This is a genomic window from Frigoribacterium sp. PvP054 (assembly GCF_040547465.1).
Taxonomy (GTDB): Bacteria; Actinomycetota; Actinomycetes; order Actinomycetales; family Microbacteriaceae; genus Frigoribacterium.
Window position 1 is genome coordinate 57,572 of the sequence record NZ_JBEPPU010000010.1, and the last position, 24,795, is coordinate 82,366.

Here is a 24,795-nt window from a genome sequence, read left to right on the forward strand (position 1 = left end):
GATCTGTGTATTCGCGTGGTCTCGATGGATGAGCGCCCCAGGTGCTAACAAGCACTATGGTGCTCGAAGACGAGGTCCCCCGGGCGAGAGCAGGACGACTTGTCATCCCCTCGTGGGGAGGCCACGGCCGTCCTGTGTGAAGTGGCTCATCTCTCTTGGTCGTCGAGGTCAGGGCAAGCGTGTCGTGGGTCATCGGGACTTTCAGCCTGTGTCGCACCCGAGTATTAGTGATCGAGCAGGAGGTCGAAACAGAGTGACAGACATAGAGCTGCGATCGCTTGCCCCGGAGTACGTCGAGGATCACCACAAGACCTATGTTTCCCGGCTCAACGCAGCCGTGACCGATACCCGGAACAAGAACATCGCTCTCACCGGTCGCTACGGAGCCGGCAAGTCGAGCATCCTCGATGAGTTCATCAGGGGGCAGGAGGAGACCCCGCAGCGCCCGACGTCCAAGGGGTGGCGCGTCGGGCAAAAGCTCCGGCGGACTCGTCACACGCCCAAGAGAGTCCTGCGCATCAGCATCAACACGCTCGGACCCGATAAGGGCGAGGACCTGACGAACCGGATCCAGAAGGAGCTGGTCAAGCAGTTGGTCTACCGGGCCAAGCCAGGCAAGGTCCGCAGTTCAGAGTTCGCGCGGGCACCCGAGCTGCCGTGGTGGCGGGCTGGTCTCGAAGCGCTTGCCGCCACGGCGATTCTCGTTGGTCTGCTCTGGCTGTTCGGCGTGCGCCCCGACAAGGAGGCGTTCGGGACCGACGACTTTTTGTGGCCGATGATCGTGTTCTCCACGCTGGTCTTCGCGATCCTGCTGGTCGCACGTCGGTACGTCGGTAATCGCGTGGTAGCCCAGGTGTCGGCCGGGGGCGCGTCGCTCTCACTCGAGGGCAAGACAGACTCCTTCTTTGACAAGTATCTCGATGAGTTGATCACGTTCTTCGAGGCTACCGAGCCGGACATCGTTGTCTTCGAGGACCTCGATCGGTTCGATGACCCACGGATCTTCGACTCCCTGCGCGAACTGAACACCCTGGTCAACACCTCCGCTCACTGGAGCAAGCGCTCGGAACGGCCGCTGAGGTTCGTCTACGCGATCAAAGACAGCCTGTTCGAGAAGCTTGGTGACGAACAGCCGAAGAAGGACGACGCCGAGATCCATGAAACCGATGCGGCTCCCGACAGGTCCGACGCGAGGACGCAGGAGAAGAAGGATGCCGCGGCTGAAGCAGTGGAGCGCGCGAACCGAACGAAGTTCTTCGAGATCGTCATCCCGGTAGTGCCTTTCCTGTCGCACAGCAACGCACGCGACCACTTGGTGAAAGAACTCGAGAAGCTAATGCTTCCAGAGGAGGAAAGCGCGAAGGTCGACCGAGGCCTCATCGACATCGTGGCGCGCCACACGACGGACATGCGTTTGATGATCAATATTGGCAACGAGTTCGTCGTCTACGCCGAGCGCATGCTGTGGATCGATGATGCCAAGCGCGCTCCTGGGCTGACTGCCGATCGCCTGTTCGCGCTCCTCGTCTACAAGAACTTTCACCTCGCGGATTTCGAGGCTCTCCCTCATCGGGGAAGCGCGCTCGACGCGCTGGAGAAGGCACGGCGAGAGCTGGTGGACGCAGCAATCAAGCAGTTGCGGCGGGAGCACGCCAGTCTCGCCGGCGGCGAGACCCACCGGCAGCGACAGCTTGAGCTCGCAACGAAGCTCGGTGAGCGGCTTGATGTCTTCCTGGGGTCAACACACATGACCCTCGGAGACGTGACACTTGACGGTAGTTCGTTAGCGGTTAAGGCAACCAATGAGCCTCGTATGTGGAAGGCAGTCGCGCGTGCGAAGAAGGTCAACGTTCGACTCGACCCTCAAACCAGGTACGGGAACACGTCTGCGCTGGACCGCGTAAGCCTTGCGTGCTTGTTTCCCGAGATCGACTACGCGACCGCCTGGCGCGACCAGCCGACGCAGGCCGATGGGAAGAGACTTGTGGAGATCGACACCGAGATAGCCGAGCTCCGCGGCGCTGACTTCGAAGCACTCTTCGACGACACCCGGTACAAGCTCAACGGCGAGACCTTCGCCTTGATCGCTGAGAACACTCTGCCGTCGCGGCTCGCAGTCGACCTGGTTCAGCGGGGGCACATCGATCGGTTCTACGCGGAGTATTCGACCACCTTCTACGGTGAGTTCTTGGGCGTGGACGTGGCGAACTTTTTCCGCAATAGCGTGTGGCCCAACGAGATGGACTCGGAGTTCAAGTTCACGACTCCCCACGCTGCGGAGAATGTCCTCGCGCAGGCACCCGTCGACTTCCTGCGCACCCGGAGCGCTCTCAACATCGACATCGTCGACCATCTCATGGGTAGAGATCCGGCGTTGTCGGATAGCCTCGTCGAGTTCCTGGCTCGACCGAACAACGCAGAGGGACACCAGTTCCTGAAGACCTACTTCAACCGTTCGGGAACCCGCGATGAGGTGCTGGTCTCGCGACTGGCGGCCAAACCCTGGCCAGGGCTCTTCAGCTTCATCGGCTCGGAGGAGACGATTGATGCTGATCAGACGAACCTACGCCTGCTACACGCTGCGCTTCTGAGCGCGGGCGACGTTCAGGACTTCGAGGTGGATGATGCGGCACGGGCGCTTCTCGCACGTCTCCATTCGGACATCCCCGCGTTCCGAGAGACGCAGGACACTGCGTCCGCGGTGACCCTCTTCGCGTTCTTATCAGAAGCGGTCCCGAGCATCCCGAACCTTCGAGCGCTCTCACCCGAACTTCAGAGGCTCGTGGTGGACGCGAAGCGATACGAGCTGACTGCTGACAACCTAAGGGCTGCAGCGTCGGTTCCGAACGAGGAGCCAATCTCCTCGGACAACCTCATCACCGAGCCGGTGGTCTGGGAGTACTGCAGCGAGAACATCGAGGACTACCTCGAGTTGGTCGGGAGTGATGAGCACACAGCCGCGAGCTGCCTGTCGCGCGACGTTCTCGTTCAGGTCGTCAATGCGCAGGACGAAGCCTGGACAGCCGAGCAGATGGCAGCGTTCCTCTTCGCGAGCGCTAAGGACGCGGCAGTCCCTGACATCGCCACGGTTGAGCAATCCGTGTGGGATGCGCTCCTCAACGCGTCGAGAGCAATCCCGAACGTTGCCAACCTCGAGGCCTACGCGACCACGATCGGCGTCAACGATGTGCTCGCGGCGCTGCTCACGGAGGACGATGCGGCCGTCGTTGACGTGCTCGATCTGGAGGAGGCGAGCGAAGAGCAGCTCGAGCCCCTCATCCCGCTGCTGCTTAACGCACAACCCGCGCTCGGACCGCGGCAGCGCGTGCTGCTGGCCAAGCAGCTCTGGCACTCCCCCGCTCAACCCGCCTTCGTCCTCACGGAGGTCACTGCGAGCCCCGACGAGTTGCTGGCAGAACTCCTCCGGCAAGGAATGGTGGACGACGTAGAGGAGTCCTTCGAGCGCTTCTCGAGCGCTGGCTGGGCGTCGATCGGCCCTGCACTGCGGGTGTCGAAGGAGGCAGCGACGTTTATCACCCCTGCGTTGATCGAAGGTCATGCAGCAGACCTCCTGCGAGGCGAGAGCTTCCCGGAGGCAACGAGGCGGGCTGTTCTCGATCGACTCACCGAGTTCGCACCGACCGAGGACGAAACATTCTTAGTGGTCGCGGCCTCGGTTGCGCGAACCCTGCGTGTCCGGCTTTCGCTCGAAGCACTCAAACTCATCGCGCCTTTCGTGCACACGCATGAGGACGCCGTGTGGCAGCTGCGTGAGCACGACGAAGCCATCGAGCCAGAAGTAGCCTTGCAGATCCTCGGCGACATGCCCGGCGACTTTGTCGGGTTTGCGGGTTCCGCCGGACAAAAGTTTGAGGTGCAAAATACGCCGTCCCTTGGGGCCCTTTTGGACCGCCTGAAGTTCGCTAACCTCGTCAAACTGCAGCAAGGTGGCCAACCAAGAGGTCGCTGGAAATTGCGGATCGCATAGGCGCTACTACTTAGCCAATCTCCATGTTGCAGCATTGAGCCCTGGGCTCGAATACACGGACGTGGAGCACATCGATGGCTGAGACATGCTGAGAATCAGCCTCCTTCGCGTCGAGCACTGTCGCACCTGATCGACGTGTCGCGGGGAGGCGGCCGACATCCGCGAGCGGGCGCTTCCCCTCATAGGCCCGGGCGCGAGCCAGACTAAACAGCACGAAGACTGGAACAGCGACGACGGCGTCGAGGACGGCCGCCCGCCTCGGTATCTCCTCAGCGGCATCGCGCTCTGCAAGGCGTGCCGCGCTTTAAGGAGCGTCGGCACGCAGAACAGCGCTAAGAGCCGTCCCACGCGCAGCGCCGGCTCATAGCCCCCAGACCGCTTTCGCATCGCATATAGTTAGCGACAGGGGTGAGTATGGAAGCGTTGACCGTTCGTGAGTACCTTCGCGTCTCGCGAGACCGGCTGCACGAGGGCAAAAGTCCTGACCAGCAGCACGATGAGAACGTCATGTCCATCGAGCGCCAGGGCTGGGTGATGCACCCCGATCCTTCCTATCGAGACACAGACAGAAGCGCCAGTCGCTTTGCGAAGAAGGACCGCGAAGACTTCTCGCGATTGATTGCTGATCTCGAGAAGGACACTTTCAGCGCGGATGTGCTAGCAATTTGGGAGTCCAGCCGCGGATCGCGTCGCGTTGGGGAATGGGTCGACTTAGTGGACCTATGCAAACAGCGGAAGGTCCGAATCTGGGTCACGACTCACGGTCGGCTCTACGACCCCAGCAACGCACGTGATCGGAGGAGCCTCCTTGAGGACGCGGTCGACGCCGAGTACGAATCCGATAAGACCTCTGAGCGGCTGCTACGTAGTGTTCGAGCTTCGGCAGAGCAGGGAAAACCCCACGGAAAAAACCTTTACGGGTACCTGAGGGTCTACGACCCGCAGACGCGGCAGTTGCTCGCCGTAGAAGAGCACCCCGATCAAGCCTCCGTTGTGCGTGAGGCCGCGGCGCGCATTCTCGAGGGGCATTCTCTCTACGCGATTGCACGAGACCTCAACGAGCGGGGAGTTCCGCCCCGACGACCTAACCGTGTGGACCACCGAAAGAACCACGGGTGGACACCACCAGCCGTGAAGCAAATGCTGTCGACCGCGGCGTACGCGGGCAAGCGCGAGCATCAGGGGGCGGTTGTCGCTGACGCGGTTTGGCCGGCGCTCATCAACTTAGAGACGTGGCAGAAGTTGCAGGTGCTGATGTCCCCGCCCGAACGCAAGCGAACCAACGATTGGCCGGCCCAGCACCTCTTAGCAGGCATCGCCCGTTGCTCGGTCTGCGGAGGCATGATGCGCGTCGGAAGGCAGAACGCTGGCCAGCGGCTTATCGGGGCGGACGGTGAACCTCGTCCGCGAGCTACGTACAAGACCTATGTCTGTGCCGGCGTCCCTGGTCGTCCTGGCCCCAACGGAACAAAGGGTTTCCACGTGGCCATGCGGAAGGAACTGCTTGACGAAGCCGTGTGCGAGCTGCTCTTCGCGAGACTCGAACGGCCCGATTTTCTTGCTGGCGCCGAAGCCGGCAGTGACAGCAACCAGGTCGAACGTGGGGCGCTGCTTCAGGAGATCGCGGGCTATGAGGAATACCTCGACTCGGTCCGAGCGGAGGCAGCAAAGCGGCTCCGTTTTGACCTTGTCCTCGACCAGGAGAACCGAGTTCGGCCGAAGATTGAAGCCGCCCAGGCGCGACTTGGACGACTAACACAGATGGATCCTTTCGTCCTCTCGCTCGTGGCGGACGGAGGTATTCGGGATCGCTGGGCTTCCCTGCCCCTCGCCGAGCAGAGACGCACAGTCCGAGCGGTCATGACGCCCATCGTCAAGCCGATCGGCAAGGGGTGGCGAGGACGCAAGGGGATCAACTGGGATCGGGTTGAGGTTGTCTGGTTCTAGCCATTCTTCGCTTAGCAGCACAGGCGGCACGGCGTCCTGCTAAGTGAGCGTTCTGCTCGCTTGGACTTTGCCTTGCCGACGTAATCAGACTGTGGATTCAGCTGCGTAACTTCGTAACTCTGTAACTGACTCACTTCCTTAGCAACGCGAGCAGTTCTTCCTCGCCTCACGCCTCTTACACCCGTTGCACCGCGGCCGCGGTTACAGAGTTACGCAGCTACAAGGACTCCCCCGAACTGGGGATAACGATCTTTTCAGGCCTGCCCATTTTTTGTCACTTGTTGTTCGTAGCTTTGAAGAACTCGGTAACCGCCGAGCACACAACTGAACATCTAGGCCCTCGTACCGGCAGGTGCGAGAGCGAAGAAGAGCGCGGCCCCGGCAACGGGGATATACCTCGAAGCCGGCAGGCATCGAGACGAAAAACAAGTGCAGCCCCGGCAACGGGGATATACCTCGAAGCCGGCAGGCATCGAGACGAAACAGAAGTGCAGCCCCGGCAACGGGGATATCTCCTCCGGCCGGCAGGTCAAGGACGAAAAGACATGCGACCTGGTCTCGAGACGATGCATCACGCGAAGTCGAGACCAAGGTGCGAATCGGAGCAGTGGCTGGCTCTCGGTTCAGAGCGATAGGCCGATGCCGTTGTGGCCCACTTCTAAAGGAGCCACGAATGACTCTCACAACGACACCCCTTGAGGCCGCTCAGCACACCCCCGGGGTCGCCCACGGCCTTTCACTCCCGGAAGCCTCCGAACGGAGCGGTTATGGGGTCTCAACCCTTCGCCGCCACATCAAGGACGGCCGCCTGAAAGCGGTGAAAGCAAAGGGCCGAATCTTCGTTGAGATGTCCGACCTCGACGCCTTCGCTGAACCGGAACCCGTCCAGCCGTCGGAAGCGAGTCTCCAGGAATGGGCCCGGCGTATGGCCGCGAAAGCGCCCGCGATTCGTCCGGAGCAGAGACAGATCATCCTGGCCGCTTTCTCATCTGCCCTTGGGGAAAACTAGGACATGACGCACGCAGAAAACCGCCCTGTCGAAGACAAGACGGCATCTGAGGAGTTTGGCGGCTCTGCAGATCAGATTAACCCCTCGGAACGAGAGATGGACCCCTTGCACGCCGCGAGCTCGCTCGAAACTGGTCGGAAGTTTCGAGCAACCTCCGCGGACACGCTCATGGGGGCCGCCACCGTCCGATACCTGGCCGCAATCGCGGATGATCCCCGCGTCACGCTGCAGGAGATCCGCGATGCACTTCTCGACCGCGTGAACGGTGAGTACGCGATCGAGAACATCGCTCGAAAGGACGCAAACTCTTCGTCGCCGCCGCTCCTCAAGGTCAGCAGACTCAGCGAACACACGGTGGCACAGGTCCTCCTTGCTCGCCGGCGCATCATTGCTGTCGACCTCGCCGAGGGCGCGACAGAGGACATGACTCACTTGGCCACCTACGTGGAAGAGGGTGAAGACAGGGGCGTTTACGACCGCTCGGAAAAACTCCTGAAGCAGCTTGCAAGTGAACTGCAGCCGTCCCTGACGTCTAAGGGCATCAGTTCGGTCATCGAACGGCTCAAGACCGCAGCTCCCGTCAAGCGCCGGACTATCGAGCCCCACCTCATCCCCGTCGGAAATGGCGTCTTCGATCACGCACGGCAGGAGCTCCGCGAGTTCTCGCCGCAGTGGGTGTTTCTCTCCAAAATTCCGGCCCCCTACGACCCGGCCGCTACAAGCCCAAGCATCACCATGCCGGACGGTCAGATCTGGACCTTCGACACCTGGCTCGAATCCCTCAGCGACGACGAGGAAGTCCGTCGGCTCCTTTGGGAGATCATCAGCGCTTGCGTTCGATCGAACGCACCCTGGAACAAGTCCGCCTGGTTCATGTCCGAGCGGGGAAACAACGGGAAAGGAACACTGATTCAGTTCTTGCGCAACCTGCTCGGCGCCAAGGCATGCGCATCGGTCAAGTTTGCAGACTTCGGGCGGGACTTCGTCATGGAGCCCCTCATGGACGCTCGCGTCAATCTCGTGGACGAGAACGGAGTGGGTGCCTTCGCAGACAAGATTGAAGACTGGAAAGCCTTCACGACCGGCGATGCCTTCCTTTTGAACCGCAAGTTCAAGACGCCGGTAAGCATTCGCTGGCACGGCTTCGAGATCCAGTGCCTCAACTCGACAACCCCCCGCACGAAAGACCGCACGGAATCCTTCTACCGACGACTGCTGCTTGTGCCTTTCACCAATTGGTTTGGCGACGATGAGCGCAAGTACATCAAGGACGACTACCTCGCCCGACCGGAGGTCCTCGCCTACGTGCTGCGACGAGCGCTCGAGATGACGAACGACTCCCTGTCAAACCCGCAGGTCTGTCGAGAAGCTCTCGACGCCTACCGCGGGAACAACAACGCTTTGCAGGGCTTCTGGGAAGAGTTTGAGCCGCAGCTCGCGTGGGATCTCGTTCCTTTCAGGTTTCTTCACGACCTCTACAAGGAGTGGTTCCGCGCGGTCAATCCGAGTGGTCAGGCCGAGAGCCTCACGTCGCTCAGCTCGTTCCTCAGGGAACACCTCGTCGACTCCGACAGCTGGGAGCACAAAGGCGCCGTCGCTGTTCGCCCCGGAACACTGATGGCAGCGCCGGAACCGCTCATCGCCGAGTACGGGTTGCAGGACTGGAGGAACGAATCGTATTCCGGGTCTGATCCTGCAAAGCTCTGCGTTCCTTATCCAATGAAGACCAACTACAAGGGACTCGTTCGTCGGGCCCCCTCAGCTAGTCGAGGAAGTTCGGCCGACGTTCTCCAGGCCGCATAAACCCCGAAGGCGTGTCAGAGATCCCATCTCTGGCACGCCTTCTCAGTTCAGGGCCAGCTGCGCTACAGGCGAGGACCCGCCTCCCCCAGCCCTGCCGAGGTTCGGGGACGGGCAGGAGGCCGTTATCAACCACAGCGAGCATCACGACACGCGCGGGCACCCACTCGTTTTCAAGAGCCGGCTCGAGACGGCGAAGTCAGATGCATTCATCCCTCCGAGGCAACAAGCGTTCTCGTTTACGAGCGAAAGCGAACGACTCGCCTAGTGACGATTTTATGAGTGTTCGGTCGTTTCTCGCGGCTCCTGGCGTCGCGGCAGAGATTGCCTACGACTCGGTGCTTACGCTCGGCCGTAAGGTCCAACTCATGAGCGCATACGACTCCACCGCCGATTCCGTTCCATCGCCCCAAGGTGGCGCCGGCCACAAGGAAAGCGAGTTCCGTGTCGATTCGGGCGACGACGCCATTGCTGAGTTCGTCGACACCGTCAACGACCTCGGCGTGGACGGGCGCTGGCTTGTTCAGGGCCTCACAGACTTCCTCCGCCGCCAGAAGCGCGGCGGAGGACCGGGTATGACTGCCGAGGAACGGAAGTTCGTCGTCGAGTCCGGCTCAATGACGGAGGCCGAGCTCGTGGACTCCGAAAAGAGGGTTGCGAAAGGGTCGCTTGAAAAGAGCGCCGCCGAGCTGTGGCTCGGGACGTATCAAGAAACGTGGTCGGCGAGCACAGTTGCCCACTTCATGGGCTGGACGGAGGACGAAGTCCTCGCCGCGGCCGAAGGGCAGCGCATCTACGGCGTCCCTGTGAGGGACAGGCTCCGATTTCCCCGCTGGCAGTTCAGTTTGGGCTCCCCAGGAAGGCTCATTCCCCACCTCGAGACCGTCTTGCCCGTCCTGACCGAACATTGGGATTGGATCTCGATCAGCGCCTTCATGTCCGTCCGCCAACGCAGCCTTGTGGCCGAGGGGCGGAAGACGCCGCGGTCGTGGCTGCGTGACGGTGGGGACCCGGCGGCCATTTCGGAAATCATCGAGGGCGACAAATACTGGTAGCTCGCCAAGACCTCTCCACCTAGCGCAATTTCGGAAGGCAAGATGCTCTTCGGGCCGTGCAAGTTTGGGATCGGCGGCCAACCCGAAGTCCTGGGCACTGCAAGACTGCCCTCCAATTTGTATTCATATTGTGGTCGAGTAACGCCCCGTCATGTACCACAATACAAATCACGTAGACACCGAGCTCACGGTAGTTGTTAGACTTGCCATTCATCCAACGCCTACCCAGGGACTCACTTCGGGCCGTCATAGGTCAAGTGCTGCGTCGGGCACATGAAGTTTGAAACCAAATTCTCAGCAGCCCCCTCCCAAGCAGCCGAGGCATACTAGGTGAAAGACGATCTACGGTCGATTACGAGAGCCTCGATGTGATCTGCAGAAAATATGATAGACAAGATCGTAAAGGGTTCCCTTGCAGGCCTGCAAGGGGACGGGCATAATCGTCGTTTCGACAGCCTTTTTGGCACTTCAACATGGTCAAGAGTGACGCCGCACGTGCAATGGAGGCAACAGTGTCTGATTCCCTATTTGAACTTACCGACAACGTAGTTGTTCCGTTATTGCCAGGGGAAACCTTGATATTCGGGGATCTCCAAGCATCCTCTTTGAAGTCTTCGGACCAAGACATTAATGAAAAATACGTCTCTGGCGAAGTTCGGATAGTCACCGAAAGCGGTCGTTACCCATTGAACTCAATTGCAACAATGGTACGAGGCGACGACTACCAGCTGAACCCGGAGTTCCAGCGTCGGCACAGATGGTCGGAGGGTAAACAGTCTCGCCTAATTGAGTCGTTTATAATGAACGTGCCAGTCCCTCCAATATTCCTTTATGAGGACGAGTATTCCCACTATGAAGTCATGGATGGACTGCAACGCCTCACCGCCATTACCGCCTTCTACGAGGACCGCTTAGCCCTCAGCGGGCTGACGGAATGGCCAGAACTCGAGGGTCGGGTCTATTCGACCCTCCCGGATCAGGTTCGAAGGGGCATCGATCGACGTTACCTGTCATCAATTATCCTTCTTCGGGAAACGGCGAAATCAGCTGGTCAGGCTGAGATACTCAAACAGCTTGTCTTCGAAAGAATCAATAGTGGCGGCGAAGCTCTAAAGGAACAGGAAACTCGAAATGCTATTTACAACGGGCCGCTAAACAAACTTTGCATCAAGTTATCTCGTACCCCCGCTCTTTGTGAGCTCTGGGGAATCCCTGCACCTACGCCCGAGGAGCTGGCGACGGGTGTTGCCTCGCGAGAACTCGAAAATCATAAGCACTACAGGACGATGTTTGACGTAGAATTAGTCCTTCGTTTCTTCGCTCACCGACAGCGACGACGGCTTGGAGCAGGCGCCTTCCGAACCTACTTAGACGAGTACCTGAAGCAAGGAAATCAATTTTCCGATGAAGTGCTTCGAGGCCTCGAGTTGATTTTCGTCTCCACCATCACTCTCGTTCAAGACACTCTTGGAGAAAAAGCGTTCTGGCTTTGGCGAGAACGTCAGGGGCGTTGGGACTGGCTTGCACGACCAACAACAAGTGTCTTCGACGCAGTGATGTTCGTGTTCAGCAAACACCTCGATCGAGCTGATGAGATCCGGGCGCGATCCGCAGAATTTCGGGAAGCTATGCCCGGATTCTACGAACTACATATGGAGGCGTTCGACGCTCGAATGACTAACCTGTCAAATATTCGAGAGCGGGACAATTTGATTGAAAACCTTCTCCTTAGCGTTCTGAAGCACGGCCGCTACATCCAAGAGAAATGAAGTCGAACTTAACCAAGTTCAAGGCAGACACGAGCCGCTTACGAACTGCCCTGGACCTGGAAGAGTCCATTCAGCGCGCGCAATCATGGAGCCCGCCTGGCGGAACGCTTTCTGAAGAAGGCGATCTGCTAGTCGCAATTAAAGCTGCGGCCGGCTTGTCCGGCGATTTGAGAAAGTTATTTTACGGTGGTATCGTAGTCCAACTTTATGGAGCCTTCGAGCAATTTGCAGAATCCCTAGTCATAGATGCCGTAGGCCGTATATGCGAGGCCTGCCCCACCTACGCTGATATTCCGACCATCATCCTCTCGCATCACACGACACTAACGCTTGATATATTACAGGCAATGGCTGCTGGCAGATACCACGGTGTGCTCCAGGAACATGAGCTCGCGGCAGGACTTCATCACGCTGTCTCCAGAGGGAGTCCCGTCAAACTAAACACCGGAGTGTTCGGTCGGCATACGGCCAACTTCAAGTGGGAAGTCTTAGTTGCACACTACGCACGGGTGGGCATTCCTATAAACCAAGTGGGCGACGACCCAGAATTCATCGCCATGTCCGATGATCGTTTCTCCGGTGCCGGAAACCCCTTCGAGGTGCTAAACGATCTCGCACATCGACGAAATGAAATATCTCATGGTTGGGAACCGGACGAGATCCTCTCAGAATCGTTAGTGCGGGACTACATTGATTTCATGGACGTGCTCGCGTCTGCAATGCTCCGGGTGTCAATTAAGCACGTTATAAGCTTGGTCGTATTGCACGTAGGTGACCCGTTGGGAAAACCGGACATAATATACGACAAGACAGTTGCTTGCTACTATAGCCTGCCATTCAGCATTGCCGTAGGTGGACTCGTCGCAATATCGAACGACATCGGCACAGAGGTCGGCACCGTCCTGAGCATTCAAAAGGAGAACGTCGATTACGAACAGGCGCATACTGGCGAAACAGTAGGTATTAGGGTGTCAAAATCAATATCGGCGGCCGCTCATATCCGCATTCTTCCGTCCGAGTGCAGCTATCTGTTGGCCTGACAAAGCCGTCCCGAGTTCATGCCGTACTAGTAATATCTAGTTGTCCAATGCGCTTGATGCCAGGAGTCCGGGCAATAACGTTAGGCCGCTTACGGACACTGCCCATGCTGGCGGGGGCGGTGGGCAGCGTTGACCGATTAGGGTTCCCTTTTGGACGATGGCGACGCCGGGTTATATCGTAACGTGAGTCTTTCGTGACGCATGCAATATAAGACGGAGTTGCAGGCATAAGTGCAACGGAACACCCCGTATCCATGGGCTTTCGGGAAGGCTTGATCACCGCATCTCCACGTAACAAGGTTGGGGCCAATAATTGAGGCTTACCGAAGGCCAGATCGCAGACCCTTGAAGTGACGAGCTCGAGGGCGCCAAGGGATTAGCGCGCAGCCAATCGCATCAGATGTCCTTAGCATTGAACGCATGAGGGGGGCCTACCGTGCCGTTGACCGCGTCGTCGGGCGACCAGTACTTGCTGGCACCGGTGTTCTCGCCCGACTCCTGGGTCGAGCTCAAGAAGCGCCGGCCGCGCCCCGTCCTCAGCTGCGGAGAGACGGCGATCGCGAAGACGTCACGGCTAGGCACGCAGTTCTTCGCGCACAAGGTCCTCTGCGACGTCGGGCACAAGGGTGAGTCACCTCAGCACCTGAGGCTCAAGACCGCGATCGTCCGCGCGGCGGCGGAACTCGGCTGGCATGCTCGGGCAGAGGTCCGGGCGCCGGATGGGTCCTGGATCGCGGACGTGCTCGTCGAAAAGGGCGGGCGTCGCGTGGCGTTCGAGGTGCAGATCGCCTCGCAGGATCTCGACCGCTATCGCGAGCGGCAGGCGAGGTACGCCCGCGACGGTGTCGAATGCTTCTGGCTGACCTCGAGGTCGAACACGGACCATCTCGCCGGCGTTCCTGCGCTCAGGGTCGATCCGAACGCCGACGAGCTCGTCGTCGCGCACAGGTCTCGGGTCACAGAGACGTTCCCGCTCGACGGCTTCGTGGACGCCGTGTTGGACGGAGCGCTGCGCTGGGCGCCGGCCGCGCCCGCCAGCGTCACAGGTGCGATCCGCTGGGGCGTCCACGCCTGCGACTCCTGCCGTCTTCCAAGCGTCGTGTGGGACGTCGACGCCACCGCCGTGGCCACCTGCGCCGACTGCTCCCGTCGACGTCCCACTGAGCCGATCTATGGCGGGCACGCGCCCAAGGCCGCAGCTGCTCGACTGGGGATCGTCGCTCCCGCGGCCACGTGGCACGGCAGAGACCCCGAGGTTCCCTCACGGTTCCGTTGCGGACACTGCCGGGCCGCCTTGCCGCAGACCGACCTGGGCTGGCTCATGAACGGAATGGCGTCTGTCACCAGCACCGCCCCGATCCATGTCGAGCTCAGCAATGACGGCCACTGGTGCACCTCCGGGTTAGACCTCAGACGGCCCGCTGACGTTGTCCTCTGGCTTCGGGGTGAGCGACTGGCCGCATCGACGCCCTCCCCCAGCTCGCCGTTGACGGCTCACGACCTCCTGCGCGACGCAGCCGATCGGCAACGCATCCGCCTCGAGCGCGCCGAGGAAGCCAAGAGGGTGCGCGCCGACGCAGAGCGGCGCGAAGCGGCGACAGCTCTTCGCCTCCGCCAGTTCGAGGCGTCACTCCCTGTCGTCGATCCTGCCTCGAGGGGCATGCCGCCCCTGGCTGGCCCCAAGGCGTCGTCAGACCACGAGCGCACGGCAGCCATCGACGCCTACGTCCTGGCGCAACCGCACCAGGCGTACACGACCGACGAGCTGCTTCCTCTGTTCCCTCGCTTCACCGAACGGTGCGCATGCAGTGAATGCGCCGAGATCAAGAAGACCTATCTCGGTCGCGAGAGGCAAGAGCTTTTCCCGCGGCTGCCCTGATAGCGATCACTGCTCGCGGGACAGGCTTCTTGCTTCAGGCAGGCGGCAGGCGCGACTCGAGCAGTGACGTGACGTCCGCCACGTCGACGACAGAGGTGTCGCCGTCGCCGAGCCGCGAGCCGTCGAGATCGCAACGAGGGTCTCGCAAGTGCTTCGCCAGGAGCCTCGGCCACAGGACGCGAACACCAGCCACCTGGAACGAGCCGCCGAAGATCGGCCAGTCGGCCTCGACGAAGCAGAGAGCGCCTGCCACCGGCACGCCGCCGGCTCCGCCGTGTCGAGGATGCTCCGAACGATCTCGACCTGGCGCTGGACGCCGAGAACGAGCTTCGACTGGTCACGCCCGCCCACCGTGAGGCTGCGCGTGACGGGCCTGAAGAATAGGCCCCCGTTGCGGACTCCCGGTCGACCCCGGTAGCGCTTGGCGTCGACGACCAGCACACCGCGCGTGGTGACGACGAGGTGGTCGATGTTCGCACGGTTCCGCGGGATGCGACGGTCGTGCAGGACCTCGAGCCCCTCCCCCGAAATGGCGTCGGGTGCGCGGCCGACCTGGCGCTCACCCTCGGCGCCGACTGACCACGTCTTCGTGCTCTGCCGCTCATCGGTCAGACGAACAGCGAGGCCGCCGAAGCGGCCCCAGAGAGCCCGGACCTTGTCGTCGTCCGCTGCCCGCCGCCGGTCGTACTCACGTTAAGCCGACGCTCCCGCGCCGCTAGCTCTCATTTCCTTTCGTCCGAGCCGTTGTGTCCTATCCAGAGAGCGGGCTTTGCGCTCCGGCCGCGGGCGTCCTGATATCGAAAAGCATCACCGCGGACTCCATGTCGCTTCCACGACCCTCAGCGCGATGAGAGACGTCTAGAAGTCGAGCCGCGTGTTGTAGACAGATGCGATTTTATTCGGTGAGCTCGCGCCTGGCCCGGCTGAGCGCCTCACTCGTGTAATGCGGTACAGGCATATCGGTTGCATCATAAAGGTCAGCCGCTTCTTGCCGCAAGTTCAGTTTTGCCTCAGCGACGGAGCGAAACTGCTTAGCGATGTCGAAATCCTTACCTGCCAACAGCAGCTGTTCCCTGTGTGCCGTGCTCATAGGCTCAGACTATTGCGGTTGCGGCGGCGCGATGTGAAGGGCGTCGTGGATCGCGCCGCGCACCGAGTTGTACGACGAGTTCGAGGTACCGGCGCCATGTAAAACGACGCCACCCCTCGCAGCTTGCGAGCCTGCTCGCCTCACCCTTGACGCGCCGACGCCTAATAACCAGGACAAAAACATGCGAGCTGGCCCTCGTTTCACCAGCTCTGCGCCTTCCAATGCGGTCAAACTGAATCCGTGTCCGCCGATCAGCCTGGCGCTAATGCGCCACACGAAGACAGTCTGTCTGACCTCATGGCGAGGCGCGCGACGCTGCTCGCGGAACTAGGCAGAATCACCGCTGAACTGAAGCGCCGCGGCCTCGGCAGAACCGACCAGGTCGTCGGTGAGCTGGGTGAGCGTCTCGCCCTCGAGGTATATGGGGGCGTGCTCGAACCGCCGAGCGCACCCGACATCGACCTCATTGACGCCGGCGGCCGCCGCGTCCAGGTGAAGGCGCGTGAGCTTCCCACCGGCGAGCAGCGCATGTTCCAGTTCTCGTCGATGGACTTCGACATCGCGGTCTGCATCCGCTTCGACCGTGAGACGTTCCACCTCGACTGGGCCCGTGAGGTCACCGTTGAGGAGTTCGCCGAAATCCACGCGACCCACAAGGCAGGACCGCGACTCTCCGGCGCCCGAGCGGCTCGAGCAGGCGTCGACGTCACGGAGCAGTTTCGTGCTGCGTGGCACGTCCTGGAAGAGCTGCAGCCACCGAGTCATTGAAAAGGGGCGTGTTCTTGCCACTCGGCGGCTCTGGGCCCCTTCATCTGAGGTGCCGATCCTGCGAGCGTAGGAAGCAAGGCAACGACCACAAGGTCACCGCCGCACCGAAGGAGTTCCCATGCTCGATCTCGCCCTGTCCACCCTCGAGGGAATCATCGCCTTCTGCACCCTGGCCGTCGTTGGGGGTGCCGTCTGGATGGTCGCCGTGCTCAAGCTTCAGTAGACCGGATCCCCGGCCTACCCCCGTCGACCCTCCTGCGTCAACGTCGGAGGGTCGACGTAGCCTCCCCGTCGTGGGAGCGAGCGGATCAGGAGACGCAGCGCGAGCGGTGCTGAAGCGCCGCCGCCTCGAGCACCCGTACGCGATCCCGGCCTTCCCCGGCGCGCAGGGACTCTGGCTGATCCGCGTCGGCGAGGCCGACCCGCTCGGCTACATCCGCACGCGCGCCGTCCAAGGTGGCCACGTCTTCGACGTCTACGCCCACTGCCGAGACGACGCCGGCGGTCGCCCCTGGCTCTTCACCGCGCCGTCGTTCAACGCCGGCGTCGCGTGGGCCGTTCAGCACAGCGACGAGATCCTCGCGCTGATTGCGCGATCGACCCCCGAGCCGGACGTCTGGCCGCCACCTCAGTAGTCGGTCGCCAGCCCCGCGGTGCTACTGGAGCAGTCCCTGCGCGGCGGCGTCCTGGCACATGGCTGTGCTCTCGTTCCCGAAGCAGACGTTGCTGAGCGTCATCGGAAGCTCCGCCTGCGTCGGAGCCCGTGTCATCCCGAGCGCCTCCGGGTAGCGCGCGATCCCGGCTGACCACTCGTCGACGGTTGCGCAGTCGCTGACCGTCCGGACCATCTCTGTGTCGTTGGTCTGATCGAGCGGAACAGCCGCCGCATCCTCGAACGCCGACACGCACGCCGGCCCAGGGCCCGCGGCGGCACTGGTCTCCGACGGCTCGTCGCCGCGGCCTTCGAGGTAGGCCAGCCCCAACGAGACGCCGAGGAGCACCACGGCGGTTCCGACGAAGATCGGGATGAATCCTCGAAGGGCGCCCGTCTTCCTGGACGCGGCCCTCGGGGCCGTGGGCCCACTCGCGGGCTGGGCACGTCGCGCCTCCGGCTTAGCCGACGCCGCGACCCGCGTCTGACCGGTCCACTTCTGGCCGTCCCAGTACCGCTCGACCCACTCGTCGCGAGGATCAGGTAGCCACCCCGCTGGCACGTTCTCCATGCGGCCAGTCTGGCGCACGGAGTAGACGCGTCACATCCCCTCTGCCAGCAGATCGTCGAGCGCGCTGAGGGCGCACCAGTAGGCGGCGATCTCCTCCGGTTCTGAGTGCGGGTCGCACTCTCGCCGAAGGACGAAGAACTCGAACCGGTCACGGAGCTCGGCGGCGCTGATCATGCGACGACGCTCTCGCGACTCGAGGCGGCGGAGCCTGCGTCTCCACAGGTCGCCGCGACGCGGCGAGCTGAGCGCGTACCTGTGGAGGAGACACCGGAGGCCCGGGCACCCCTTCGTGTGGAAGCGGCGGCATAGCCGCCGTCGGGCAACTCGTGAAGCAGAAGACCTCCCCTGCTGCTGGCCGACGCTCGAGCTTCGGCTCCTCGATCCGACGAAGGACTCACCATGCACTCGAAGCTCGACATCTACTTCCTCATCGTCCACATCTACGCCGCGCTCTTCGCCCTGGTGCTCATCGCCCTCGCCGTCGTGGGCCCGTTCCTGGCCGTCCGCGACGGCGAAGCCTGGGTGATCCCCTTCCTCCTCGCCTGCGGCGTCCTCGGGGTCATGCTCCTGCGCCTCCTGATCGGCGCCTACCGCGACGCCTGGCGCCATCGCCGCGATCCGGCCGCCTACGTCGAGGACTGACACCGCGCACTGACCGACACCAAGCACCGACCACCAAGGAGAGACCATGACCCGCATCGAAGACCTGCTCGACGTCGCCACGCGATCGGCTCTCGCCGCTGTGACTCAACCGTCCGAGGACTCGCTGTTGCTCAACGCCGACGAGTACGGCGAAGAGGACGTGCCCGGCGGCTGCGTCTACTGCTGGGGCTCCGGCGTCATCGAGGACTTCGAGGGCGACCGCGACTGCTCCGGCTGCGACGGAACCGGCACGCCGGTCGAGCGACCGGCGCTCCGCAGTTACGCCCTGACCTGAGACGCGCGCAGCCCTGCGCCGACGCCCCGCCGCCCAAGACCTTCCCGCCGCCACCGTGGCGATCGACAGAACGAGGACACCACCATGCGCGAACTGATCGCGAAGCTCACCCAGACCCTGAAGTCGCGAGGCCCGTTCGCACGCGCCGGCCGCGTCCTCGACGCAGCAGCGCTGATCGGCGAGCCCGTTCACATCCGGGAGGAGCGCCAGCTCTTCGGATGGCCGCGCATCACGCGCGAGACCCCCGGCGTCATCGAGGGCGCCGACCCGAGCAACGGCGAGCTCTTCGTCGCCTTCAGCACCGACATCCCCGGCGAGAGGCTCTACCTCCACGCCTTCGCTGACGAGCTCGTCTTCAAGGAGGCAGCCCATGTCTGACCTGGCTGAGCCCGACCCGATCCAGCCTGACGTCACGCCGGCCTGGCCGGTCGACGAAGAGGCGGTTCTGCGGAAGCCCGCGGGCTGGCGCCCGACGCCCTACTTCGACACCGTCGAGGTAGAGGGTCGCGGCACGATGACGGTCACCTCGTTCATCGAGCCCTCCCCGAGACGGTTCGTGCTCGCGCTCCGCCGCGGCCGAGAGGACCCCGTGACCGTCGAGGCCATCGCCGGCGAGCTGCCGCAGTAGCCGGCGGCCGCGCCTCGCCGCCCACTCCCCGATCAGACCCCTGTCGCCCTTCCCGGGCGGCGGGGGTCTTCTCTTTCGACGCCGGCCAGGTACCGTCGCATCGAGGCCGACCTCTCGGCACGAAGGAGCCCGACGTGACAGAACCCACCATCTACTCCTCGCTCGGCGAAGCGATGCGCCTGGGCAACATCCCGTGGGAGAACCACGCCACTGTCGAGGGCATCGTCGAGGCGATCGGCATCGAGACGCTCTACGCGCACAACTCCTACGGCATCAGGGCCGTCCGCCAGGAGGCGGGCCCGGACCTCTGGATCGCCTACGGCAACACCAGTGGCTTCGCATCCGAGGAGGAGGCGCGTCGGGCCGCGCCTGAGCTCCAGCCCTGGCCCGACAGGAAGAAGGGCGAGTGGGGCGTCACCCACCCCGAGAACAAGAACCGCGACGGCGGTGGCACCCGGCGTGAACGGCCGGCGGCCGAGACGTGCCCCCACTGCTTCACGGAGAAGGCGAGCGACGGCAGCTGCCTCTGCGACTGACCAGCACGCCGCCTCGAGCTGCGCTCGTGACACGACCCCCTCACCCCCACCGGGTGCGGGGGACTCTCTTTTTTCCGGGCGCCGCTGACGCGACGCCGAGGCGGCCGGCTGTCTCAGATGGCGCTGTTGCGCGCGCCGGCACTGAGACCTGATCCAGGGCTGATCCCGGGCCGCGTCCGGCCCGATGATGACCGGATCGCGGCCACGGAGGGCCGCGCTGTGCCTGTCCAAGCCGCCTAGGCGGCTGTTTCGACCGGATCGTGGCCAGGGCCGGGCCAGTGTCTGGCCACGAGCCGGTCAGAGACCCAGAAGAGCACCCCTGAGGGCCCTCCGACCCTCGGCTGGGGCCTCGGGAGCGCCTGGGCGACCAGTTCCTGGTCACATCCGGGCCGCAGCCGGTCACAGATGGTCACTTCGTGACCGCAGAGTGACCCTGAAACGGGCACAGATTCCCGCCGCCGAGGCGACGGATGAGACCGATCTAAAGGGCAAGAGTGGGCGGAGGCGGGGCGCGATGGAAGCGCGATCAGGGGCCGGCCGAGAGACCATCTGGAGCTCCCCCAGCTCCTCGTCGTCCAGCTGCCGTTCGTGCCTCTCTTGGCTGGCTCCTCGTCGCTGGATCGCACCAGATGCTTTCTCGGATGGTGTGAGAGGACGACCCCATGAAGCATCGACATCGCGAGACTGACGGGCCGCGACCCCGCCCCCGCTGAAGGGACTTCCACCAGGTCGGTGACCCCTCGAGCCGACGGCCGAGGGAGTGGGCCCAAGCAGAGCAGAGGCGCGACCGGCGGCCAGGGCCGCCACGAGATGAGGCTGCTCGGCACGCGGAGCGATGGAGCATCAGCCGTCCCCCGGTGCTTCGCCCCGGCGGCATGGACGCGCAAGCAGGCGCGGCGAACAAGTCGCCACTTGAGCCGAGGAGCCCGACGGAGCTGAGGCACCGTGACGTTGCAGCGACCGGGGCGACCGGACATCCCTTCGGGAGAGCAACAGCCGCCCTGGGGCGATCGCAACAACAGGGGTGTGAGGGCGTCGTGGCCGACCAGAGGGGCACCCTCAGGATGCGGAGTGACGGCGCCCCCGGGGCGGAGCTGGGACTGGCTCGGCGGCCAGCTCTGTGGCGTCGGTGGTGACGAGATCCGGGGCGGATTTCGTTACTCGGCGCAGTGGGCCAGAAGGCTTCGCGCGCGCCTCGAGGCGGAGGCGGAAAGGCGGCGATGAAGGGGCGGAGTGGCAGCCAGTTCTGCTGCGGTGCCAGGGACTCAGAGACGCGGTCTGACGACCGAGGTAGCCACCGGTTCTGAGGCGGTCCTGGTCGCTCCACAGTCGCGACCAGATGGGGCAAAAGGAAGGCACTCGAGAGCCGCCAGGGCGGCTGCTGCCAGTGACCTGCGACACCTCCTGCGTCGGCGTCTCAGAGGGGGCCAAAGCGGCAACTAGGGAGGCCGCGGCTTCGCCCCGTCCTGCGCAGGTGTGAGACCGAAGGCAGCCGCGTCCCCGCGTCTGCGTCAGGGTTGAACGAGCCCGGTACCACTCCGTGTCACCGCCCTCGAACGTCGCTGCGCTCCAGGTGGTACCCCGGCGTCACTTCGTTCTCTGCCCCGGTACCACCTAAACCCCGACTTTCCAACGAAAAAGGATGCCCCTGGTACCACCCCGCCCTTCGGGTCCTGCGGATTCCGGGCTGGTACCAGATGTAGTGGGACCATCCTTTTTCGCTGATCACAACTGCATTGTGACCACGATCCCTCGCTGAAGCTCCGGATGCGTGGGAGAAGAACGAAGAGCATAAGGGGGGGTGACGCCGGGCTGCGTTTCTTCCTTCGCTTCGCTCGTCAGAAACTTGTCCGTCGGTCGGCACAGCCGACACCCCTTCGGGCGCCCCACAGCCTCTCGCTTCGCTCGGTCTGCGTGGCTTCCTCACCCTCGTCGCTGGCGCTCCTCAGGCCCTTACTGCGTCGCTGCGCTCCTGGCTCTCAGTCGCCCCGTCGGGGGCGCCTGCGAGTGCTTTCCGGCCCTGCTTCTCCTCCGCTGCGCTCCCCCGTTGCATGGCCGGCTAAACAAGTCCTTGCCAGTCCACGGAGCCAGAGCTGAACCTCTCCCAGAGGTTGTGGTGCGAGGGCGCGTCGAAGGTCTCGCCCTCCCCGTCTGCGAGGCCCCAGGAAGGGCTGAGGGCCTGCAATTAGCCAGCCGCTTCGCGGGGTGTCCATCCTCGACGAAGCCGTCCTGGAGGAAGCGATTCGAAGGACGAGGCACTCAACCATGCGGCCGCAAGCAGATGGCGTTGGTACGAGCGCCAAGCGGCATCGAGTGCTCAGGAAGCTGACCGACGCACTCGTCGAACTAGGCAACTAGTTACTCACATAGTGGCTCGATCGCCTAACACAGAAGGACACCCGTCGGCTCTCCGGATACGTCGATTCCCACTTCCTTCCCGTGGTCGAGGAGCGCCGTCCCAAGCGGCGCGCGTTTTCCCAACTTTGACGGCCGAAATGGGACGCCCGGATTAAATCAATTCGAAAATCATTTCGGAAATCATGTTGCTGGAGTTTTCGCGCCCGCCTTTTGGCATGACATCCTCATGACCCTCGGCGTCCTCCGCATGAGAAGTCCAAGCGGGCTCTGGGTAAGCCCCGCGGGCCTAGCTGGAATCGCTAGTAGGGGGGCCGCATGTGCAGGTGGCGCATCCACCAGAGCCGCCTGCCACGTTCTATCTCCATTCTGCGCCTGGCTTCCCCGGCGACTGGTTGAGGCCGAGAGTTAGCACTGAAAGCTGCGGCGCCCGGCCGGCCGTCGGGCAATCGTTCTCACTCGTATATGCGCAGATGGGCTCATCTTTCATTCCGTACCCCAGTCGTGTACCCCGGCCAGATCCGCGTGAGGGTCCGCGCATTCTCGTCTTATGTCCGCCACTGACGCCCCCTCAAATGCCACCGTCGCACACCTCATTGCTTTCATCCGCGATCCGGACACCAACGCAGATTGGTTCACGGCGACCCTCGCCGAACGCAGAGAAGGGCCCCCTATGAGCGGCACACCGACGCAGGACGAGCGGCGCGCAGCTCTCGACGCATCTGGGATGTTCACCGAGCCGGAGCTCGAAGCAAACATTGCCTATGTCCGATGCGGCGACCTGCAGGTCAACCAAGTCCTGGGCTGGGTATTCGACGTTTCGACAACCCTCCTTTTTCGCCCAGACCGCCTTTTATCTCTGCACGACCGACGACGAACTTCAGCCCGTCAGGTCCACAGCGTCGCGGTGAACGGCACCTACCGGTTCCCTCGTCGGCAGTTCACCATCGGGTGGCCAAAGCTGCAGACCCCCGGCGCTAACAAGGCCGTCGAAGCCACCGAAAAGTACGGCACGGGGTGGGAGTCCCGCGCCTCGTTCATAGATATAAAGCAGACCGAACTCATCGGACGGAGGCGGAAGATTCCCGCGGAACAGCTCCGCGACGGTGGCAAGATCCGCAGAATCATGGGCATCTTCGACAGCATTGGGCTCTCCTGATGGGTGCATGCCCCGGTCTCCGTGGTGCTCCCAGTCTTGCGGAGTCGAACCCGGTCATCGCCGCTCAGTGGCACCCGCACAAGAACGATCGCACACCGGCTGACGTCGCCGGGAAGGGCACCTACCGGGCGTGGTGGGTGTGCCCCAACGGCGGTCACGAGTGGGCCACGATGGTCGTTGTCCGAACTCGAGGATCTAATTGCCCCGTGTGCGCCAATCGGGTCGCAGCCGTCGGTGTCAACGACGTCCCGACCGTCAACCCGGCCGTCGCTCACGACTGGGACCCTGTCCGGAATGAGTCGCCGACACCGGTTGGCGTCGGCGCTTTCAGCACCAGAACCGCCTGGTGGGTGTGCAGCGCCTGCGAGTACTCGTGGAGGACACCCATCCGCCGCCGCGCCCTCGAAGGTGGAGGATGCGCCCGATGCGCAGGACAAGTCCTCTGGCCCGGCGTCAACGACCTCGCGTCACGGCGGCCCGACATCTCAGGCGAGTGGCACCGTAGCCGGAACGGTGCCGTCGCACCCGTCGATGTGTTCGTCGCAAGCGCGAAGAAGTTCTGGTGGCAGTGCAGCGTATGCGACCACGAATGGAAGACGGCGCCCGCAACCCGGAGTTCTGGATCCGGATGCCCTTTCTGCGCCGGGCAAGTCCTCACCGCCGGTGTGAACGACATGGCGTCTCGAGCGCCAACGCTCCTTGCCGAATGGGATTACGCCCGCAACGACGTCGCGCCGAACGCTGTGTCTGCTGGGTCAAAGGCGGGCGCCTGGTGGGTGTGCCAGAATTGCGCACATTCGTGGCGAGCCCAGCCCGTTGCTCGAGTCCGTGGAACTGGCTGCCCAGCATGCAGCGGTCGTTTGACTGTCTCTGGGTTGAACGATCTCGCGCACTGCCTGCCTGCGCTCGCAGCTGAATGGCACCCAATTAAGAACGGTGCCATCGCCGCATCGGCCGTTCGCCAGGGCGCCCGATACCGGGCCTGGTGGCAATGCCGAACCTGCTCCCACGAATGGCAGTCACCGGTCAATATGAGAGCCCGCGGCACAAGCTGCCCGCGTTGCGCCAAGCACGGATTCCAAAAAGACTCTCCCGCTATGGTCTACTTCCTCGAGCACGACACCCTTCGAGCATTTAAAGTCGGTATCGCTGGAATGACTTCCACTCGCCTCACTCTCTTCGGCGACGACGGCTGGAAAGTCCTACACACGGACGCCTTCGACGTTGGCAGCGACGCCCACACCGTCGAGAAAGCCGTTCACCGATGGTGGCGCGACGACCTCGGTCTACCCGCGTGGCTGGGCCGGGACGACATGGGCACGCGAGGCGGTTTCACGGAAACCATCTGCTCTGACGAACTCACCAAACACGAAGTCATAGATCGCCTGCGTGCAGAAGCGGCACGTATGCGGACCGCTCGCGCTGCGTGACAGTGTCAGCGGCACAACCTGGGTGTTACAGGCCGAGGCCGGGAACGTCCTTGACGCATTTGAAGCGATACACCAGACCAGGTCTTCCGTTCTCGGGGGGACAAAGGGTATCGGACGGAGGTGACAGCTCAGGATGCGACGGCAGGGCGGCTCGTTGATCGTCCTGGCGCATTGCCGCCGAC

The 24,795-nt window shown here is 62.8% G+C and carries 21 protein-coding genes and 1 pseudogene; 17 read left to right on the forward strand and 5 right to left on the reverse strand.

Going from position 1 to position 24,795, the window contains the following annotated elements; translation table 11 throughout:
- The first annotated feature begins 253 nt into the window (after window positions 1-253).
- From ABID81_RS12625 to ABID81_RS12660, 8 genes are all read left to right on the forward strand, one after another.
- On the forward strand, window positions 254-3,988 hold the full coding sequence (locus tag ABID81_RS12625; protein ID WP_354595133.1) for a YobI family P-loop NTPase: 3,735 nt from the start codon (window positions 254-256) through the stop codon (window positions 3,986-3,988).
- A 414-nt stretch (window positions 3,989-4,402) separates the two neighbouring features.
- On the forward strand, window positions 4,403-5,935 hold the full coding sequence (locus tag ABID81_RS12630; RefSeq protein ID WP_354595134.1) for a recombinase family protein: 1,533 nt from the start codon (window positions 4,403-4,405) through the stop codon (window positions 5,933-5,935).
- 673 nt (window positions 5,936-6,608) lie between these two features.
- Window positions 6,609-6,944, forward strand: coding sequence for a helix-turn-helix domain-containing protein (locus ABID81_RS12635; RefSeq protein WP_354595135.1), 336 nt, complete (start codon window positions 6,609-6,611; stop codon window positions 6,942-6,944).
- Window positions 6,945-6,947: 3 nt separating this feature from the next.
- The gene (locus tag ABID81_RS12640) at window positions 6,948-8,747 is read left to right on the forward strand and encodes a DNA primase family protein (RefSeq protein ID WP_354595136.1); all 1,800 of its coding nucleotides are present in this window, start codon (window positions 6,948-6,950) and stop codon (window positions 8,745-8,747) included.
- Between the two features lie 365 nt (window positions 8,748-9,112).
- Window positions 9,113-9,799, forward strand: coding sequence for a hypothetical protein (locus ABID81_RS12645; RefSeq protein ID WP_354595137.1), 687 nt, complete (start codon window positions 9,113-9,115; stop codon window positions 9,797-9,799).
- Between the two features lie 473 nt (window positions 9,800-10,272).
- The gene (locus tag ABID81_RS12650; protein WP_354595138.1) at window positions 10,273-11,568 is read left to right on the forward strand and encodes a GmrSD restriction endonuclease domain-containing protein; all 1,296 of its coding nucleotides are present in this window, start codon (window positions 10,273-10,275) and stop codon (window positions 11,566-11,568) included.
- Window positions 11,565-12,608, forward strand: coding sequence for a HEPN domain-containing protein (locus ABID81_RS12655; RefSeq protein WP_354595139.1), 1,044 nt, complete (start codon window positions 11,565-11,567; stop codon window positions 12,606-12,608). The genes ABID81_RS12650 and ABID81_RS12655 overlap by 4 nt, the downstream gene beginning before the upstream one ends.
- A gap of 436 nt (window positions 12,609-13,044) precedes the next feature.
- On the forward strand, window positions 13,045-14,487 hold the full coding sequence (locus tag ABID81_RS12660) for a competence protein CoiA (protein ID WP_354595140.1): 1,443 nt from the start codon (window positions 13,045-13,047) through the stop codon (window positions 14,485-14,487).
- Between the two features lie 34 nt (window positions 14,488-14,521).
- Here the strand turns inward: ABID81_RS12660 and ABID81_RS12665 are convergent, their stop codons facing one another.
- The 3 genes and pseudogenes from ABID81_RS12665 to ABID81_RS12675 all read right to left on the reverse strand — a co-directional run bounded on the left by ABID81_RS12665 (window position 14,522) and on the right by ABID81_RS12675 (window position 15,577).
- Window positions 14,522-14,740, reverse strand: a complete 219-nt coding sequence (locus tag ABID81_RS12665) for a hypothetical protein (RefSeq protein ID WP_354595141.1) — start codon at window positions 14,738-14,740, stop codon at window positions 14,522-14,524.
- A 38-nt stretch (window positions 14,741-14,778) separates the two neighbouring features.
- Window positions 14,779-15,099 (reverse strand): annotated as a pseudogene (locus tag ABID81_RS12670) (nuclease-related domain-containing protein); the annotation flags it as partial.
- Between the two features lie 283 nt (window positions 15,100-15,382).
- Window positions 15,383-15,577 (reverse strand): hypothetical protein, encoded by a 195-nt coding sequence (locus ABID81_RS12675; RefSeq protein WP_354595142.1) that lies wholly within the window; start codon window positions 15,575-15,577, stop codon window positions 15,383-15,385.
- Window positions 15,578-15,817: 240 nt separating this feature from the next.
- Here ABID81_RS12675 and ABID81_RS12680 point away from each other — a divergent pair, with 240 nt between their 5' ends.
- Together ABID81_RS12680 and ABID81_RS12685 are read left to right on the forward strand one after the other, a co-directional pair.
- Entirely contained in the window at window positions 15,818-16,345 is a 528-nt protein-coding gene (locus ABID81_RS12680) for a DUF6998 domain-containing protein (protein WP_354595143.1), read from the forward strand.
- Window positions 16,346-16,638: 293 nt separating this feature from the next.
- Window positions 16,639-16,980 carry a hypothetical protein gene (locus tag ABID81_RS12685; RefSeq protein ID WP_354595144.1) on the forward strand — a complete coding sequence of 114 codons (342 nt, stop codon included), beginning with the start codon at window positions 16,639-16,641 and terminating at the stop codon, window positions 16,978-16,980.
- A gap of 21 nt (window positions 16,981-17,001) precedes the next feature.
- Here ABID81_RS12685 and ABID81_RS12690 read toward each other — a convergent pair whose 3' ends face one another.
- Together ABID81_RS12690 and ABID81_RS12695 are read right to left on the reverse strand one after the other, a co-directional pair.
- Window positions 17,002-17,568, reverse strand: a complete 567-nt coding sequence (locus ABID81_RS12690) for a DUF2510 domain-containing protein (protein WP_354595145.1) — start codon at window positions 17,566-17,568, stop codon at window positions 17,002-17,004.
- Window positions 17,569-17,598: 30 nt separating this feature from the next.
- A complete protein-coding gene (locus tag ABID81_RS12695) occupies window positions 17,599-17,742 on the reverse strand; it encodes a hypothetical protein (RefSeq protein WP_354595146.1) in 144 nt (47 codons plus the stop codon).
- 225 nt (window positions 17,743-17,967) lie between these two features.
- Between ABID81_RS12695 and ABID81_RS12700 the strand changes: the two genes are divergently transcribed.
- The 7 genes from ABID81_RS12700 (at window position 17,968) to ABID81_RS12730 (ending at window position 24,613) form a co-directional block, all read left to right on the forward strand.
- Complete coding sequence (locus ABID81_RS12700) at window positions 17,968-18,210, forward strand: hypothetical protein (protein ID WP_354595147.1); 243 nt, start codon at window positions 17,968-17,970, stop codon at window positions 18,208-18,210.
- Between the two features lie 46 nt (window positions 18,211-18,256).
- Entirely contained in the window at window positions 18,257-18,505 is a 249-nt protein-coding gene (locus tag ABID81_RS12705) for a hypothetical protein (RefSeq protein ID WP_354595148.1), read from the forward strand.
- Window positions 18,506-18,589: 84 nt separating this feature from the next.
- The gene (locus tag ABID81_RS12710) at window positions 18,590-18,883 is read left to right on the forward strand and encodes a hypothetical protein (RefSeq protein WP_354595149.1); all 294 of its coding nucleotides are present in this window, start codon (window positions 18,590-18,592) and stop codon (window positions 18,881-18,883) included.
- Complete coding sequence (locus ABID81_RS12715; RefSeq protein ID WP_354595150.1) at window positions 18,876-19,133, forward strand: hypothetical protein; 258 nt, start codon at window positions 18,876-18,878, stop codon at window positions 19,131-19,133. Before ABID81_RS12710 ends, ABID81_RS12715 begins: the two co-directional genes overlap by 8 nt.
- Window positions 19,134-19,267: 134 nt before the next feature.
- On the forward strand, window positions 19,268-19,669 hold the full coding sequence (locus ABID81_RS12720) for a hypothetical protein (RefSeq protein WP_354595151.1): 402 nt from the start codon (window positions 19,268-19,270) through the stop codon (window positions 19,667-19,669).
- Window positions 19,670-22,574: 2,905 nt separating this feature from the next.
- Window positions 22,575-23,183 (forward strand): hypothetical protein, encoded by a 609-nt coding sequence (locus tag ABID81_RS12725; protein WP_354595152.1) that lies wholly within the window; start codon window positions 22,575-22,577, stop codon window positions 23,181-23,183.
- Window positions 23,183-24,613, forward strand: a complete 1,431-nt coding sequence (locus ABID81_RS12730) for a zinc-ribbon domain-containing protein (RefSeq protein ID WP_502915224.1) — start codon at window positions 23,183-23,185, stop codon at window positions 24,611-24,613. The genes ABID81_RS12725 and ABID81_RS12730 overlap by 1 nt, the downstream gene beginning before the upstream one ends.
- Window positions 24,614-24,795 lie beyond the last annotated feature (182 nt).

What these genes read in the sequence shown, in the direction of transcription:
- ABID81_RS12730 (WP_502915224.1), top strand. Translation starts at nt 23,183, where the DNA reads ATGGGTGCATGCCCCGGTCTCCGTGGTGCTCCCAGTCTTGCGGAGTCG.
- ABID81_RS12690 (WP_354595145.1), bottom strand. Translation starts at nt 17,568, where the DNA reads ATGGAGAACGTGCCAGCGGGGTGGCTACCTGATCCTCGCGACGAGTGG.
- ABID81_RS12655 (WP_354595139.1), top strand. Translation starts at nt 11,565, where the DNA reads ATGAAGTCGAACTTAACCAAGTTCAAGGCAGACACGAGCCGCTTACGA.
- ABID81_RS12640 (WP_354595136.1), top strand. Translation starts at nt 6,948, where the DNA reads ATGACGCACGCAGAAAACCGCCCTGTCGAAGACAAGACGGCATCTGAG.
- ABID81_RS12705 (WP_354595148.1), top strand. Translation starts at nt 18,257, where the DNA reads ATGACCCGCATCGAAGACCTGCTCGACGTCGCCACGCGATCGGCTCTC.
- ABID81_RS12675 (WP_354595142.1), bottom strand. Translation starts at nt 15,577, where the DNA reads ATGAGCACGGCACACAGGGAACAGCTGCTGTTGGCAGGTAAGGATTTC.
- ABID81_RS12715 (WP_354595150.1), top strand. Translation starts at nt 18,876, where the DNA reads ATGTCTGACCTGGCTGAGCCCGACCCGATCCAGCCTGACGTCACGCCG.
- ABID81_RS12695 (WP_354595146.1), bottom strand. Translation starts at nt 17,742, where the DNA reads ATGATCAGCGCCGCCGAGCTCCGTGACCGGTTCGAGTTCTTCGTCCTT.
- ABID81_RS12710 (WP_354595149.1), top strand. Translation starts at nt 18,590, where the DNA reads ATGCGCGAACTGATCGCGAAGCTCACCCAGACCCTGAAGTCGCGAGGC.
- ABID81_RS12725 (WP_354595152.1), top strand. Translation starts at nt 22,575, where the DNA reads ATGTCCGCCACTGACGCCCCCTCAAATGCCACCGTCGCACACCTCATT.
- ABID81_RS12645 (WP_354595137.1), top strand. Translation starts at nt 9,113, where the DNA reads ATGAGCGCATACGACTCCACCGCCGATTCCGTTCCATCGCCCCAAGGT.
- ABID81_RS12630 (WP_354595134.1), top strand. Translation starts at nt 4,403, where the DNA reads ATGGAAGCGTTGACCGTTCGTGAGTACCTTCGCGTCTCGCGAGACCGG.
- ABID81_RS12635 (WP_354595135.1), top strand. Translation starts at nt 6,609, where the DNA reads ATGACTCTCACAACGACACCCCTTGAGGCCGCTCAGCACACCCCCGGG.
- ABID81_RS12700 (WP_354595147.1), top strand. Translation starts at nt 17,968, where the DNA reads ATGCACTCGAAGCTCGACATCTACTTCCTCATCGTCCACATCTACGCC.
- ABID81_RS12650 (WP_354595138.1), top strand. Translation starts at nt 10,273, where the DNA reads ATGGTCAAGAGTGACGCCGCACGTGCAATGGAGGCAACAGTGTCTGAT.